Annotated in this window: 13 protein-coding genes; 12 read left to right on the top strand and 1 reads right to left on the bottom strand. The window is 42.9% G+C overall.

The window, feature by feature from the left end:
* The first annotated feature begins 7 nt into the window (after nucleotides 1-7).
* The 10 genes from DYE48_RS06485 to DYE48_RS06440 all read left to right on the top strand — a co-directional run bounded on the left by DYE48_RS06485 (nucleotide 8) and on the right by DYE48_RS06440 (nucleotide 12,220).
* Nucleotides 8-1,426, top strand: coding sequence for a YfcC family protein (locus DYE48_RS06485; RefSeq protein ID WP_115822919.1), 1,419 nt, complete (start codon nucleotides 8-10; stop codon nucleotides 1,424-1,426).
* 304 nt (nucleotides 1,427-1,730) lie between these two features.
* Nucleotides 1,731-2,747, top strand: a complete 1,017-nt coding sequence (locus DYE48_RS06480) for an ABC transporter ATP-binding protein (RefSeq protein ID WP_115822918.1) — start codon at nucleotides 1,731-1,733, stop codon at nucleotides 2,745-2,747.
* Nucleotides 2,701-3,726 (top strand): ABC transporter ATP-binding protein, encoded by a 1,026-nt coding sequence (locus DYE48_RS06475; protein ID WP_115822917.1) that lies wholly within the window; start codon nucleotides 2,701-2,703, stop codon nucleotides 3,724-3,726. The genes DYE48_RS06480 and DYE48_RS06475 overlap by 47 nt, the downstream gene beginning before the upstream one ends.
* A 1-nt stretch (nucleotide 3,727) precedes the next feature.
* Nucleotides 3,728-4,546, top strand: coding sequence for an IclR family transcriptional regulator (locus DYE48_RS06470; protein WP_167449456.1), 819 nt, complete (start codon nucleotides 3,728-3,730; stop codon nucleotides 4,544-4,546).
* Nucleotides 4,547-4,549: 3 nt separating this feature from the next.
* The gene (locus DYE48_RS06465; RefSeq protein WP_115822915.1) at nucleotides 4,550-6,112 is read left to right on the top strand and encodes an ABC transporter substrate-binding protein; all 1,563 of its coding nucleotides are present in this window, start codon (nucleotides 4,550-4,552) and stop codon (nucleotides 6,110-6,112) included.
* Between the two features lie 68 nt (nucleotides 6,113-6,180).
* Nucleotides 6,181-7,113, top strand: a complete 933-nt coding sequence (gene nikB / locus DYE48_RS06460) for a nickel ABC transporter permease (RefSeq protein WP_115822914.1) — start codon at nucleotides 6,181-6,183, stop codon at nucleotides 7,111-7,113.
* Nucleotides 7,113-8,015, top strand: coding sequence for an ABC transporter permease (locus tag DYE48_RS06455; RefSeq protein WP_089651150.1), 903 nt, complete (start codon nucleotides 7,113-7,115; stop codon nucleotides 8,013-8,015). Before nikB ends, DYE48_RS06455 begins: the two co-directional genes overlap by 1 nt.
* 9 nt (nucleotides 8,016-8,024) lie before the next feature.
* On the top strand, nucleotides 8,025-11,000 hold the full coding sequence (locus DYE48_RS06450; RefSeq protein WP_115822913.1) for a M14 family metallopeptidase: 2,976 nt from the start codon (nucleotides 8,025-8,027) through the stop codon (nucleotides 10,998-11,000).
* Entirely contained in the window at nucleotides 10,972-11,577 is a 606-nt protein-coding gene (locus DYE48_RS06445; protein WP_115822912.1) for a pyroglutamyl-peptidase I, read from the top strand. The genes DYE48_RS06450 and DYE48_RS06445 overlap by 29 nt, the downstream gene beginning before the upstream one ends.
* 190 nt (nucleotides 11,578-11,767) lie before the next feature.
* On the top strand, nucleotides 11,768-12,220 hold the full coding sequence (locus DYE48_RS06440; RefSeq protein WP_115822911.1) for a serine integrase family protein: 453 nt from the start codon (nucleotides 11,768-11,770) through the stop codon (nucleotides 12,218-12,220).
* A 69-nt stretch (nucleotides 12,221-12,289) separates the two neighbouring features.
* Here the strand turns inward: DYE48_RS06440 and DYE48_RS06435 are convergent, their stop codons facing one another.
* Nucleotides 12,290-13,705 carry an alanine/glycine:cation symporter family protein gene (locus tag DYE48_RS06435; protein ID WP_115822910.1) on the bottom strand — a complete coding sequence of 472 codons (1,416 nt, stop codon included), beginning with the start codon at nucleotides 13,703-13,705 and terminating at the stop codon, nucleotides 12,290-12,292.
* 248 nt (nucleotides 13,706-13,953) lie between these two features.
* Between DYE48_RS06435 and DYE48_RS06430 the strand changes: the two genes are divergently transcribed.
* Nucleotides 13,954-14,247: a YrhK family protein gene (locus DYE48_RS06430; protein WP_115822909.1), complete on the top strand. Its 294-nt coding sequence runs from the start codon at nucleotides 13,954-13,956 to the stop codon at nucleotides 14,245-14,247.
* Nucleotides 14,248-14,494: 247 nt separating this feature from the next.
* On the top strand, nucleotides 14,495-15,514 hold the full coding sequence (locus DYE48_RS06425; protein WP_115822908.1) for a LacI family DNA-binding transcriptional regulator: 1,020 nt from the start codon (nucleotides 14,495-14,497) through the stop codon (nucleotides 15,512-15,514).
* The last annotated feature ends 37 nt before the right edge of the window (nucleotides 15,515-15,551 follow it).

Here is a 15,551-nt window from a genome sequence, read left to right as displayed (position 1 = left end):
TCATTAAATGAGTTTGCCTGAAAAAGCACCAGAAGTTTCTAGTAATCAAAAAAAGAAGTGGGAAATGCCGGATACATACGTCATTCTGTTTGCTGTTTTGCTAGCAGCTGTCATCGCTACATACATCGTTCCATCCGGATCATTTGAAAGAGAGACACTTGATGGGGTAGAGCGAGTCGTTCCGAATACATATGCAAGTGTGGAGGGTGAACCAGCAGGATTTATGGATATTTTCCTAGCGTTACAAGAGGGAATGGTTCAGTCAGGTGGATTGATCTTCCTCGTTCTTTTCGCCGGAGGTGCTTTTGAGGTCATTGAGCGCTCGGGGGCCATTAAGGGAGGCATCTTGCGCGCCGTAGATAGAACGAAAGGGAAAGAGTTTTGGCTGATTGCCATTGTCTCTGTTTTGTTCGCTCTAGGCGGTGCAGTTGGAGCGGTAGCCAACTCTGTCATCCCATTTGTTGCAATTGGTGTGATTATTGCTAGAGCATTGAAGCTTGATGCGATTGTAGCGGTTTCGATTACGTTTGGAGCCACGTTTGCCGGCTTTAATGTAGGCTTTTTAAATCCTTATACTGTAGGGATCGCTCAGTCGATCGCAGACCTTCCTTTGTTTTCGGGAATGGCTTTAAGAATCATTGCTTTTGTAGTGATCGTTGGGGTAACGATTCTTTATACATGGAGGTACGCGAAACGAATCCTCCATGATCCATCAAGAAGCTTGATTGGCGTATTAGATGAAAAGGATGCTTCCCAAGATGAACTGCAAGCCCCTTTTACAGCTAGACACAAATGGATACTTTCTTTTGTTGCTGTTGCCCTTGCCTTCTTCATCTTTGCAACGATTCAATACAAATGGACAATCAACCATATGGCCGCATTTTTCATCATTATTGGTATTGTTTCAGGAATCATTGCCGGAATGAATTACAATAAGATTGCTTTAACATTCCTTGATGGGTGTCAAAAACTTGTGTATGGCGCACTTATCATTGGTGTCGCCCGTGCCATTCTGATTGTCATGGAGAATGCCAACATTCTCGATACAGCTGTTCATGCTTTATCCGTTCCTTTGGAAGGACTTTCTCCTGTGATGGCAGCCCTTGGAATGTTTGTCGCCAATGGTGTCATGAACTTTCTCATTCCATCAGGAAGCGGGCAGGCGATGATCGCTATGCCAATTCTTTCCCCGCTGGCTGACATGATCGGGGTTACTCGTCAGGTGGCCGTGCAGGCTTATCAGTTTGGTGATGGCTTTACGAACAGCATTTTTCCAACATCAGGGCCGCTTATGGCGAGTCTTGCTGTAGCTGGAGTGCCTTGGATTAAATGGGCGAAATGGATGCTGCCGTTGTTATTGATTTGGGTGGTTATTGCTGTCATTATGCTCACGGTTGGCGTCTTGATTAGTTGGGGGCCAGTGTAAGAGAAGCTGATCTATTAGACTCATAATATTGGTGAATGATTCAAGCGTAGGGAAATAGGACCCTACGCTTTTTTTTAATGACTTAGATTCTCCCTCCTATTTCAACAAATTTACAAATAAGTTTTTCATTCTATTAAATTTTTATATCCCATCCCCCTATGACTATAGGCAAATCAGGAGTTTTAACCCAAGTGAATTAGTTTTTATACTTTTTTAAAGGTTGATAATTTTCTGACCATTATGTATTATATGGTTAATCCAGGAAATGAAATAGCGTTTCAAATAGTGAAATGGAGGGGTGATCGTGTCAAAAGTCCTTGATGTCAAAGACTTAGAAGTATCGGTGAAAATAGATAACGAAAGAAGAAACATAGTTAATAAGGTCTCCTTCTCTGTCAACGAAGGGGAGACCCTGGGGATTGTTGGAGAATCAGGTTGTGGAAAGAGTATGACGTCTCTGTCCATTATGGATCTTTTACCGCAAGCATTATCGGTGACAGGCGGTTCCTTAACGCTTAATGGAGAAGAGTTGACCAAGTTATCCAAGAATGCGTACAGAAAAAAGCGTGGAAAAGAAATGGCGATGATTTTCCAGGAACCGATGACTTCTCTTAATCCGGTTTATACCATTGGCTTCCAAATCGTTGAGCTTGTACGTAATCATACGAAAAAATCTAAGAAGGAAGCGTATGACCGTGCATTACATATGTTGAAGTTGGTTGGAATTCCTCGTGCCGAGCAGGTGCTGTATGAATATCCACACCAGTTATCTGGTGGAATGAGACAAAGAGTCATGATTGCGATGGCTTTGTCTTGTAATCCTGGGCTATTGATTGCCGATGAGCCCACAACGGCTTTGGACGTTACCATTCAGGCGCAAATCTTACGGCTCATGCAGTCCCTGCAAGATGAGATGAATATGTCGATTGTGATGATTACTCATGATTTAGGTGTAGTCGCGGAAACTTGTGATCGCGTCATCGTGATGTATGCAGGGGAAGTTGTTGAAGAAGCGACTGTAGAAGAGCTATTCGACTCACCTAAACACCCTTATACCAAGGGATTGGTCGCATCTGTTCCAAATATGGACAAGGATGAAGAGTACTTGTCTTCCATTAGTGGAACCGTGCCGACACCTGAGCAAATGCCTACAGGATGCCGATTTGCTCCACGTTGTAAGCATGCATTTGAAGCTTGTCATCAGACACCTCCATTGTTCGATGTCAATGAAAAATCGAAAAGCCGTTGCTGGCTCTATCATGAGGAAGCTTCAAATGTTCAAGAAGGGAGGAAGGAAGTTGGCGCAGGAAACCATTCTTGAAGTGAAAAATCTTAAAAAGTACTTTCCGATCAAGGGAGGAATCTTCGGTAAAAAGACGTTGAATCAAGTCAAAGCCGTAGATGATGTCTCCTTTCATGTGACGAAAGGGGAGACCCTTGGAATTGTCGGCGAGTCAGGCTGTGGAAAAAGCACAACAGGCAAGACCATTCTGCAATTGATCGAAGCGACAGATGGTGAAGTCTTGTTTAAAGGCAAAGATATCACGAAGGCCTCTAAACAAGAGATGAAAAATCTACGGAGAGAAATCCAAATCATTTTTCAGGATCCTTTCGCTTCTCTTAATCCAAGAATGAAAGTTGGAGAAATCATTGAAGAGCCTCTGATTAACTTTGGATTGTGTGAAGGAAAAAAAGCGAGAAGGGAACGTGTGCTTGAACTAATGGATCAGGTAGGATTAAGACCTGAACAAATCGACCGTCACCCTCACGAATTTAGTGGAGGGCAGCGACAAAGAATTGGGATAGCAAGAGCTTTAGCCTGTGAACCAAGTATCATTATTGCGGATGAACCCGTTTCGGCATTGGATGTTTCCATACAGTCTCAAGTATTGAATCTGCTGCGTGATTTACAAAAGGAATTGGGTCTGACGTACATATTTATTTCTCACGACTTGAGTGTGGTTAAACATTTTTGTGACCGTATCGGAGTCATGTACCTTGGGCGTATGGTGGAAATGGCTGGGAAACACGAACTCTATGACCGCCCGCTTCATCCCTATGCAGAAGCGTTGTTATCTGCTGTACCCGTAATGGATCCGAAGCGTAAGAAGAAAGACATCATCTTAGAAGGGGATGTACCGAGTCCTTCCGATCCACCGAAAGGGTGTGCCTTTCATCCTCGCTGTCCAATGAAAATGGATATCTGTTCTGAAGTCCGGCCTCAGCTGGAAAACCAAAATGGACGGTTTGTAGCCTGTCATTTATATGATCAGCCTACAGAACCAGAACGGACTGGATAGGATGAGTAAAACATTATCAAAAGCACTTCAACTTCTAAGGTTTTTCACAGAAGAAACGCCTTATTGGAGGCTCGATAAAATATCTGAGGCATCCGATCTTCCGAAAGCAACCGTCTACCGGTTGATGAAGACGCTTGAGGAAGAAGGTTTTATTCAAAAAGTAAGTTTTTATCAGAATGGTGTATTCATCGATGGAGAAATGTATCAGTTAGGCACACGACTGATTGAGCTTGGACATATGGTTTCAAGTCAGCTCGAAATCCGCGGGCTTGCACTTCCGCATATGAGGAAGCTGCAGCAGGAGTTCGGAGAGTCCGTCCAGCTCATTATCATGGATCAGGATGAAGCCATTTATATCGAAAAAGTTGAAAGTGATAAACCTGTCCGCTTATATACGAAAATCGGAAGAAGAGCTCCTCTATACGCAGGGGCCTGTCCACGTACATTGTTATCTTTTTTACCTGACCATGAAATTCAACGAATTCTGCAGCAGGAGAAGGAGAAAAAGAAGTATGCCTCTCAAACGATGATCGATGACGAGGTAATTATGGAAAAGGTAAAAGAAACCCGTGATCGGGGGTATAGCTACAGTCAATCTGAACTTGAAGAAGGAACGGCATCTGTAGGGACGCCGATTTTTGACCGGTTCGGAGAAATTGCAGCAGGAATCAGTGTGGCGGGATTTGCTTCGACTGTTACACCAGAACAGGCGGAAAGATATGCAACACCGATGTGGGAAATTTGCGAGACACTTTCAAAGCAGTTAGGTTTTTCAGAACCTTATCCATATGGATCAAAAATCACAAAAATGGGGGAGTAGTAAATGAAGAAAGCACGCTGGAGTTTCATGTTATTATTTGTAGTTCTATTGATGGCTGCCTGCAGTTCGGATTCAGAAGAAACGAGTGCCGAAAATGATAGCGAGATTGAAGTGGAAGGCAGAGAAAATGAGTTAGTGGTTGGAGTTCCTGGTGATCCACAGAACTGGGATCCGATCGATACGTTCTTGCTAGATTGGAGTACGGTTGCGACATCCGTATTCGAAGGGCTTGTTGATCGTAACTTAGATCTTGAGCTGCAACCAGGCCTCGCTGAAAGCTGGGAGTATGTAGATGATCAAACCCTACAGTTTAAACTTCGTGAAGGGGTAACTTTCCATAACGGAGAACCTTTCAATGCGGATGCGGTTAAGTTTACATTCGATCGTTTGCTTGGTGAAGAAGGTGCACAGGGGCCACAGCAAGCGAACTATACATCCATTGATAATGTAGAAGTTGTGGATGAGTACACCGTTAATTTCAACTTGAATGAAAAGGATCCTGTTCTTTTGACGAAACTTGCGGGTTATGGTGCCGTGATTGTCCCTCCGAAGTATATCGAAGAAAATGGGGATGAACATTTCAATACAAACCCTGTAGGTACAGGACCATTTAAGATGACTTCTTATGAACAGGATAGTAACGCCGTGCTTGAAAAGAATGAGGATTACTGGAAAGACGGGGTTCCGAAACTTGATAAAGTAACTTTCCGTTTCATTCCAGAAGCGTCCACGCGTCTTGCCGAATTGCAAACAGGCGAAATTGATGTCATGAAGCGTGTGGAGATTAGTCAGGTTGAATCTTTGAAGGACCATTCATCTCTTTCTATTCAAGAAGTGGGAACACCAACGGTTTATTCTTTGCGTTTCAATACGGAGAAAGAGCCTTTTGACGATAAGCGTGTAAGACAAGCGGTGAACTATGCGATTGACAAAGATGCCATCATTGAGGAAATCCTGGGGGGGTACGGAGATAAAATCAGCACGTTCCAAAGTGAGCTTTCTTTCGGTAATAACCCTGATCTGGAGCCATATCCTTATGATCCTGAAAAAGCGAAAGAGCTTCTTGAAGAAGCTGGTGTCGCTGAAGGAACGGAAGTAGACATTTATATTCCTGGTAACGATGGAAACTTCAAAGAAATTACTCAAGTCGTATCCTATTACCTTGAAGAAGTCGGCTTGAAAGCGAATATCGAAAGTGTCGATAGCAACACCTTGATTTCTGACCTTATTCCAAGTGGTGAAGCTGGTCATATGTACCGTCAAGGCTGGGGCGGGTGGACGCTCGACTTTGATAATACAGCGTATCTCATGTACCACGAAGGAGAGCACTGGAACCCTTCTTTCTATGATGAAGAAGTAGAGAAACTGTTAGAAGCAGAACGTACAACGGTGGATCAGGAAAAACGGGAAGAGATCTTCATGAAACTGACAGAGCGTCTGCATGAACTGGCTCCTGAAGCGAACCTTTACTCTGAAGTTGCTCTTTACGCTGTCCATGATCGTGTGAAAAACTTCCAACCACCTCACGAAGATCGTATGCGTTTAGAAGAAATAACCGTCGAATAGTTGGAATGGAAGAAGGCAGGAAGCATCCCTGTCTTCTTCTATATCATTGATTGATAGGAGGGAACATTGTGTTACAGTTCATTATTCGGCGTCTATTACATAGTATATTAGTTCTCTTAGCCATCTCCGTGATCATCTTCTTTAGTATTCGACTGACGGGTGATCCGGTTACCGTCATGTTTGCTGCTGGTGAACCTTCTCCGGAAGCCATTGAAAGCGTAAGAGAAAATCTTGGTCTGGACGAACCATTACCCGTACAGTATTTGGTTTTTTTGAAAAATCTAGCAACATTTGATCTTGGAGAATCATTCAGAACAGGCTTACCGGTGACAGAAATGGTCATAGACAAAATGGGAGCGACATTGCTTCTCGCATTTGGTGGGGTTTTTGTCGCTATGCTGATTGCCTTTCCGGTAGGCATTTTGTCAGCAGTGAAAAGAGGAACTGCTGTAGACTTCTTTGGTCGTATCTTTTCACTCATCGGCATATCTTTTCCAAACTTTTGGCTTGGGATCATGCTGATTTTGATTTTTTCTGTGAACCTTCAGTGGCTGCCGGCTTCTGGTTATGATGGGATTGAATATTTGATTCTGCCTTCCATCGCCCTTGGGATGATCCTATCCGGTATTCTTGCACGCCTGGTCAGGTCTTCCATGCTTGAAAATCTATCACAACAATATGTTTCCACCGCCCGTTCCAAAGGATTGAAAGAGTGGGTCGTCATCATGCGCCACACCTTCCGAAACGCTCTGATCCCAACCATTACATTCCTTGGTATTCAGTTCGGTTCCCTGTTAGGTGGGACTGTGATTATTGAACAAGTCTTTTCATGGCCAGGCGTCGGCCGTATGATCATTGATGCGATTAACCAACGGGACTATCCCGTCATTCAGGGTGGCGTCATCATGCTTGCGATGATCATGGTCTTAGTTAACTTACTCGTTGATATCAGCTATAGCCTGATCGATCCGAGAATTAAAGCAGGAGGTGGCAGTAGCTGATGGAACCTGCAGTCTATGAACAAGAAGAACAAGTGCAGCAAACGAAACCGAAGAAAAAGTTTCGGCCAGGTCTATTCCTGCTGAAGAATGCGTCCGGAATGTTCGGACTCCTTCTCGTTATCGTCAGTGTTTCCTGTGCTTTATTCGCTCCTTGGATAGCTCCCATGGATCCGACGGAAGCACAATTGACTTCAAGGCTCGCTCCACCCTCGATATCAGGGGCTGATACAGAACATCTATTAGGTGCTGATCAAATCGGACGTGATTTATTCAGCCGAATCATTTATGGGGCAAGGATCTCCTTGATGGTTGGATTCTTTGGTGTTCTTTTAGCGATGGTTGTAGGAACAATTCTAGGATTGATTTCAGGATATGTTGGTAAATGGATGGATGATCTGATTATGCGTCTGGCTGATATTCAGCTTGCCTTCCCATTTATTTTGTTTGCCATCATCATTATGAGTGTGCTGGGTACTGGAATTTGGAAGATTGTCATCATTTTAGGGTTAACGTATTGGGTCGGATTTGCCCGTCTGATCCGGGGACAGGTCATGTCGTTGAAAGAACTGGAATATATCCAGGCTGCAAAAGCAGTCGGTGGCTCTCATCTACGAATTATCGGAAAACACATCTTCCCTAATGTTGTGTCTTCTATTCTAGTATTAGGTACGCTTTTCATTGCTGAGTTTATCTTACTTGAAGCTTCATTAACCTTCTTAGGATTAGGTGTTGACCCAACGATTCCTTCCTGGGGAGGCATGTTATCCGATAGTCGTAACTATATCAGTTCAGCTTGGTGGACAGCTACATTCCCGGGTATTGCGATTATGATTACTGTACTAGGATTCAATTTATTCGGCGATTGGCTTAGAGATAAGTTTGATCCAAACCTTGATGTGTAGGTGATAAAAATGAATGATTTAAGAAATCTTTGGGAACCAGGTTATCTCATTACTGACCAAAATCATGACGGGGTTCCAGATCACATCAACGTCAATCTTCAATTGCCTGAAGGATTCACTCCTTCAGGTCTTATTGATTTTTGCGCCCGTCTTGGTTTTGAAACCACTGCTTTGACTTTTAACTTTCTAAATGGAAAAGAGAAAGCAGGATATCAGATGGACTTTGTTAACGATGAGCAGATAACAGCACTGAAACTTCACCCAAGAACGAAGCAATTTTCTTTCCACTATAGGTCTGAGCAGGAATTAAGTCGCTTCCTTCAATTTCTTGCTTGCGAGTGGCCGGTAGCAGGTATTGAGAAAAAACCAATGGAAGCTATTTACTTCAGCGAGGAAGAATGGTGGGTGGAACAAGGAAAGAGAACTCCTGTTGCTTTTCCGAAAGCTGTTGAAAACCACCTGAATCATAAAAATGCCATTCAAAGTCTCACAGATCTTTGGGAATATGATGCCTTTATTAGTGATTCGACACCCCATCCTACTCAGAAACAATCCATGTCTATTGATGTTGATAAAAGTATTTCCCAGGAAATTTTCCTCGATATTTGTTACGGGGCAGCCAGAATAGGGATGTCCTCAACAGCTTTAAAATTGCCAATCACAAATGTGGAAGAGGCCGATGTTTTCCTTCAAATCGAGAATCAGAACAAAGAGCAGTCTGAAATCACTTTAGACGGTAATAAAATAAAGGTCCAAGGGAAAGGACGCTCCTTGCGTCATGCTGTCCGGTATTTACTGCACGACAAGCACTGGCGGGAAGGGGGCACGGTTTCTTTTTGGGAACGACCGGATTTGCAATCACCTCCAGAAGAGTATGTCGTTTCAGATTTGAAATGGGAAGGTGAACGCGAAACGGATGTTTGTTTAGATCTTGTACGAAAACATCATTCAAGTGAAGCTGATGAAATGACCATTTTCTTATCCGAACCATTATCTGAGAGAAAGAAAATCAGGAATAAAGTTCAAAAAATGACCGGTGTAGAAAAGGTGAAAGTATACTCTTCCTTTAAGCCGATTGTCAGTATAGTGATGGAAGATTGGATGGAAAGTTTGAGGAATGTAGCTTCAGAAATTGATCACATCAAATTTGTCTGTAAAGAAGAAATGAATGAAGATGGATGCGAGTTACCTATTCGCTGGATCCAGGAACTTTATCCTTTGGATGAATGGCTTGGAGAGGAACTTTCTTTACATAAAGATGCCGTTACCTTTGAACTGAATGAACTACAGGATCCTCAGGTCATCATGGAAGTCTATGATGAAAGCGGAGGAGTGATTTTTGAGAAGTCGATTCTCGTCCCTATCCATTCTATGAATTATGTTGATGGTAAGAAGCGTGTGTATCCTGTTTCAAACGAGATTCGCTGGATGGTAGGAGGCGAAATATGTAAACAGAAAGCTTTTGCCACCGACCGTCAAAACTTTTATCACTTTTATCAAACACACGTTTTAGACTCCTTTTTGGATGAATTAAAACTGAATGAAGGTCAGCCATTATTCGACAGAATTGAAATCGATGTTGAAATGAGTGAGCCAGAGGAGAAGCTTTCTGTTGAGCATGAGCGTATTTCTTCATTGGAAGCACTACATGAAGATCTGTATTTTAATACGCTCCACTTCTTTGATATCCATGGCAAAGATCAGCATTTCCCAGGCGGGGTTTACCCTTTCATGCATGTCAGGAAAGGGTCGAGACCAAAAGCTCAGATTAAAATTTATCAAACGGAAAACGTTGGACTTAAACAGGGTGCTGTCATCGGTCTCACCTTTCAGGCCAGTCACCCCTATCCAACGGAACTCGCTAAGGACATGAATGGTGTGATCAGAACGGAGAAGGTGTCCGTTCCTCCAAGTTCTATAAACGTAGGTAAACATGTATTAAAAAGCAAGAGTGCCTCTTTTACATGGATACCTGAGCAATCTTACAAGGGGAAATGGATCCCCGTTTATGAATGGTACACGGAAACCGATGAAACCTATCTATCTCGGAAGAAACTTTCTGCTTATAAGCCTATCATTCTCATAGAAACCGGACATCATGCGAATGAGGTATCCAGTCGCCCGGCCGTCATTGAACTTATGGATGAACTATCAAGGAGTAGGAGTATCGATCATTTGAACATTGTTGCGATACCCAATGCCAACCCAGATGGGGATTGTATTCACAAGGATATGACAAGGGAAAACCCAGAATGGAAGCATCATGCGGCAAGGTATAATGCTGTCGGGCTGGAGTATGCGGAACATCGTTATCAATCTACTCCATTCGGTGAAGCCCGAGTTGTGCCTGATCTTATGCATCGCTGGGCTCCTGATGTTGTGATTGATAATCATGGGATTCCGGCTCATGAATGGATTCAGCCTTTTGCTGGATATAACAGCCCTCCACGTTTTCCGAAATCTTATTGGCTTCCCAATGCTTTGATTTATGGTATTGGACGAAAATTGCAAGGAGCAACATATGAAAAACAGAGGGATTTATTAGAACGAATTCAAAATCATATGATGGAAAAGGTCCAAGGAACCATACTTGAAGAGAAAAACCAGGAATGGATGGATCGGTATAAAAAGTACGGCCACCAATGGCTCCCTGATATCTTCCCTGTAGAACAAACGGGATCTTTATTGTTTTTCACATGGGAGACTCATCCAGACTATGAATCTCATGTAGCGATTTCGAGATTTCCAGACTGGGTTAGTGCAGATCTCACGTCTGAGGCCGCAGACGAAACGGTGTATGGGGACGACTTAAAGTTATGTATAGAAGCACAAAAAGTATTTAATCAATCGATCTTAGAAGTAATCTCTGAAAAACAATCGTTATCTAAATATCAAGAAGGTGGATATCACATCATTGAAAGAAAAAGACCTCTAACCATGAAAGGAGAAACAGCAAATGAAAACACTCTTACTCACAGGGTTTGAACCATTTCTCGACTTCCCAATTAACCCGACGCATCAAATCGTAGAGGAACTGAAAGGGAAAGGGTTGAATGGATATCGTATCGAAGGTCGGATTCTTTCCGTCGATTATAACAAGTCAGGCCGGGAGATTTTAGAACATATCAACGACGTCGAACCGGATGCAGTCATCTCACTCGGACTTGCTGCCGGTCGTTACAAAATGACACCTGAGCGTATTGCCATCAACTGTAACGAGAGCAACGAAAAAGATAACGAAGGGAACATGCCGGAAGGGGATCCGATCCAAGAAGAGGGACCGGATGGATTGTTTTCTACTCTGCCAATTAAGAGCTTTGTTGAAAACTTGCAATCAAAAGGGTATCCAGCGGAGGTTTCAAATACCGCTGGGACTTACCTATGTAACCATGTGATGTATCAAGCGCTTTATCATTTTCATGTGAACCATCAACAGGTTCCTTCTGGTTTTGTTCATATTCCGGCTTCTCATGAGCTGGCTGTTCAGCACGGGAAACTGCCGAGCTGGTCACAGAAAGATTTGACGGATGCCGTCAAACATATCATTCAATTGATGCCATAAGTGTAGGGAAGAGTCTGGTTGAAGGCCAGACTCTTTTTTTTGATTATGATTAGAGATCCCCGTGAATCTAGTTTGTAGTGAATACGTGAGAGGTTAATGAGGCCATACTAGCATATGAATCCAGATTGTTGGATGCATATGCTTTTTTGTGCGTCTTTCATTACTATACTGAACGGGATGTGGGCAAGGGATGGAAAATGTTTTCTGCTATTACAGGAAGTCTATTAATTTTGGAAACTCATGGACTGCGGTCGAACGCATTATCCATCAGGATAAAGTGTTGTTTGATTACTGTTCAGCTAATAATTTGAAAGTTACTAAAAGGTTCAGTGATTTAGGGTATTTAGGTTCCCCATTTCAACGTCCGGAATTGCTGCAAATAAGAAAAATAATAGAAAAACCGAAGAATAAAGCCGATTTACTCTTATTTTATAGTATTGCCGGTTTGAGAACAGAAATGAAAGCAAACGCTGGGTTGCTTTTAGAAGTGGTGGACATCTTAGGGAAGGTACATTTTTATCGAGAAGAGTTGACCCTGGACTCCAAGAGGTTCGAACTCTACATGAAGGGTGCTGGAAGCAGTGGTATATTTATTCATGGAGAAGCTTTGACTCTTCTGACAGATAAGAAAGAAGAAGCGTAATAGCAAGAGGATTTTTCCTAAGTGAATAAAAAAACAACCTGCTTGGAGACAGGTTGTTTCCGTTCAATATTAGCTTGCTTTTGAGCGTGTGTAGTGATGCTGATGAATATAATTATTGAAGTAATGGTTCGTCTCTTTCACGATCACTTTATAAAGAAGCAATAAAGCGATTAAGTTGGGAATCATCATCAAGGCATTAGCCATATTCGCAAACGCCCATACGAGGTCGAGCTGCATGACGGCACCCATAAAGGTTGCTGTGATATAAATGAAACGGTATGGAACGATGTAGCGCAAACCTAATAGATATTCGAAACACTTTTCTCCGTACATGTACCACCCAACGATGGTTGAAAACCCGAAGAAGATGACGGAAAAAGCCACGATGTATTCACCTACGGTTCCTAATGCATACCCGAATGCCGCACTCGTAAGCGCGCCACCATCAAGACCAGTCGCGTGTTGAACACCTGAGATCGCTCCACCTGATGGATCCCAAAAACCGGTCATGATCAGGACGAGCCCTGTCATGGTACAAACGACGATCGTCACGATGAACGTACCTGTCATGGCAACGAGTGCTTGTTTCACTGGATGGTCGGTTTTGGCATTCCCAGCAATCAATGCAGCCGTACCTAAACCAGCTTCGTTTGAGAAAATGCCGCGTGAAACACCACTTCTGACCGCTTCCATGACGACAACACCTGCGAATCCACCAGCGGCGGAAACCGGGCTGAAGGCGTATTGGAAGATCATTTCAAAAGCAGGGACGATCGCTTCGTAGTTAGCGATGATGATAAATAAAGCCCCGCCAATATACAGAAAAGCCATGATTGGAACGAAAAATCCTGCTACTGTACTGATTCGCTGGATGCCTCCGAAAATGATTAGCCCTGTCAAAATCGCAAGCACAGCTCCAGTGAACCAGCCATTAATGTGGAAGCTTTCCGTCATAACATCAGAAATGGTATTGGACTGAACACTGTTTCCGATTCCTAAAGCGGCAAATGCACCGAACAACGCAAAAGCGACGGCGAGCCATTTCCACTTCTTCCCGATGCCTCGTTCTACATAATACATCGGTCCACCAGAATACTCTCCGTTCTCATTTTTCACTCGATACTTCATCGCAAGGAGAGCTTCAGAATATTTGGTCGCCATCCCTAACAAGCCGACGATCCACATCCAGAAAATTGCTCCAGGACCTCCGAGCGTCAAAGCGGTAGCGACACCGGCAATATTTCCGTTTCCGATTGTTGCTGATAGCGCTGTCATTAAAGTTTTAAAATTACTGATATCCCCTTGGGAATCCTGGGATGTTTCTGTTTTATCCTCTTTTGTAAAGGCAAGTTTGAAGGCATAGAACAGCTTACTGAACTGCAGCCCTTTCAGCATAATGGTCAAGAACAGCCCTGTCCCGAATAGCAGGACCAAACTGGGCGTCCCCCATAGAACATCATTGATTTGGTTCAATACATCTAACATCATTACCCTCCTAATCCTGTTGCAACCGTCTATGTAGGGCGGTCTTTGATAATGTCCATGTACTACCCTATCATGTTTTCAACCATAAACATTCGTTGAAACACCAAAATATAAGCGCTTACATTTGTGTGGGTTGCACAAAACGGAAGAGAAGATGCTAAACGATATCTATCCATATCCCATTCATACAAAATCAATACGTTATAAGACGAGCTGGGTGAGGGAATGGGTTTAGAGGAGGTGAGAGGATGTCGAACCAAAAGTCAGACAAGGAAAAATACGTAGAACTCCATATAGGGAAGCACGACATCTTTTTCAAAAAAACGTACGACATGCTTTATACCATTAATGATGTCCTGATCGGATTCTGGTTTCTGATCGGTAGTCTCTTCTTTTACTTCGAACATTTGAAAAACGTTGGTGTCACTCTCTTTGTGCTCGCAAGTATTCAAATGCTCATTCGCCCGACGATCCGGCTTGTTCATTACTTTCATATGAAGAAGGTTTACGGTGACCAATATGACAAAACACACCATTCATAATTATCCATAGTGTCTGACACCTTATCACGATAGAAAAACGCAACATCCCCGCTTGAGCGTGGATGTTGCGCTGGTTTTTAGGAATTTATCATTAAGTTAAATATGTAATCATGGATAGAATCACTTATTTCTTGGAGCCATTTCATGTGGATTCAAAAAAACCACAAAATAGTCTTGCAATTCAGAATTCTATACTATACACTGAATGTAATCGATTACATTGGTGGTAAGAACAGGAGAATTAGATATGCCGAAGATGAGTGATGTAGCAAAATTAGCTGGTGTTTCAACCGCAACGGTATCGAGGGTTCTGCGAAATCCGGATACGGTAACTCCAAGTACGAAGGAGAAAGTGTTGGAAGCTATTAATCAATTAAACTATCAACCGAATATGCTGGCCAGGCATTTTCGAAGAACAGAAACGAACACGATTTTGGTTCTTGTTCCAAACATTAGTAACACCGTTTTCTCTGAAATTGTCGGGGGGATTGAAGAGGAAGCAGCACAAAATGGCTACCGTGTATTGCTTCGTAATACCAATAATCAATTGGAAAATGAATACGCGTCGATTGAACACTTAAAGCAAAGACAAGTCGATGGCATGATTATGCTTTCCCCAAAATTAGATGAGGAAACCTTGATTGAAATCAGCCATCAATACCCGATTGTACTCGCAACAGCGCATTTGGAAACCCCTACGATTCCTTTTGTATCCATCGACAACGTAGGAAGCAGTGAAAAAGCAACGGAGCATTTAATACGTCTCGGGCACCGATGGGTAGCTCATATTTCTGGACCTATGTATTCACTAATTTCTAGAAATCGTTATGAAGGCTATCAAAATGCCATGAAAAAACATGGGCTTAACCCGGAAGATAAGTTTGTACGAGAAGGAGAATTCACTTACGAGTCTGGCTATGAACACATGTTGGACTTGCTTTCTCAAAAGGAAGTACCTACCGCAGTGTATGCGGCGAGTGATGATATGGCGATTGGTGCGATCAATGCTGCTAATGAGCTTGGGGTGAAGGTTCCTGAAGATCTTGCGGTTGTTGGATTTGACAATATCAAGTTTGCTTCGATGTTCAACCCATCGTTGACGACGATTGCTCAGCCATTACATGGAATGGGACAGCGGTCGATGGAGCTTCTCTTGAAAAAGCTGAATGGGGAAGCGATATCTCAGACGGAACATGTTCTCCCAGATAAACTAATCATTCGTAATTCTTGTGGGGCTAAGCACAAAGAAAAACTGTTGCCTATGTGAAAAAATTTTAAGTTAAAATGTAATCGATTACATTCAT

It is taken from the genome of Halobacillus trueperi (assembly GCF_003386945.1).
GTDB lineage: Bacteria > Bacillota > Bacilli > Bacillales > Halobacillaceae > Halobacillus > Halobacillus aidingensis.
This window is presented reverse-complemented; position numbering and strand designations above follow the sequence as displayed.

Coding starts and splice junctions, on each gene's coding strand:
- DYE48_RS06475 (WP_115822917.1), top strand. CDS start 2,701: ATGTTCAAGAAGGGAGGAAGGAAGTTGGCGCAGGAAACCATTCTTGAA.
- DYE48_RS06470 (WP_167449456.1), top strand. CDS start 3,728: ATGAGTAAAACATTATCAAAAGCACTTCAACTTCTAAGGTTTTTCACA.
- DYE48_RS06440 (WP_115822911.1), top strand. CDS start 11,768: ATGGAAAATGTTTTCTGCTATTACAGGAAGTCTATTAATTTTGGAAAC.
- DYE48_RS06450 (WP_115822913.1), top strand. CDS start 8,025: ATGAATGATTTAAGAAATCTTTGGGAACCAGGTTATCTCATTACTGAC.
- DYE48_RS06465 (WP_115822915.1), top strand. CDS start 4,550: ATGAAGAAAGCACGCTGGAGTTTCATGTTATTATTTGTAGTTCTATTG.
- DYE48_RS06455 (WP_089651150.1), top strand. CDS start 7,113: ATGGAACCTGCAGTCTATGAACAAGAAGAACAAGTGCAGCAAACGAAA.
- DYE48_RS06425 (WP_115822908.1), top strand. CDS start 14,495: ATGCCGAAGATGAGTGATGTAGCAAAATTAGCTGGTGTTTCAACCGCA.
- DYE48_RS06445 (WP_115822912.1), top strand. CDS start 10,972: ATGAAAACACTCTTACTCACAGGGTTTGAACCATTTCTCGACTTCCCA.
- DYE48_RS06435 (WP_115822910.1), bottom strand. CDS start 13,705: ATGTTAGATGTATTGAACCAAATCAATGATGTTCTATGGGGGACGCCC.
- DYE48_RS06485 (WP_115822919.1), top strand. CDS start 8: ATGAGTTTGCCTGAAAAAGCACCAGAAGTTTCTAGTAATCAAAAAAAG.
- DYE48_RS06430 (WP_115822909.1), top strand. CDS start 13,954: ATGTCGAACCAAAAGTCAGACAAGGAAAAATACGTAGAACTCCATATA.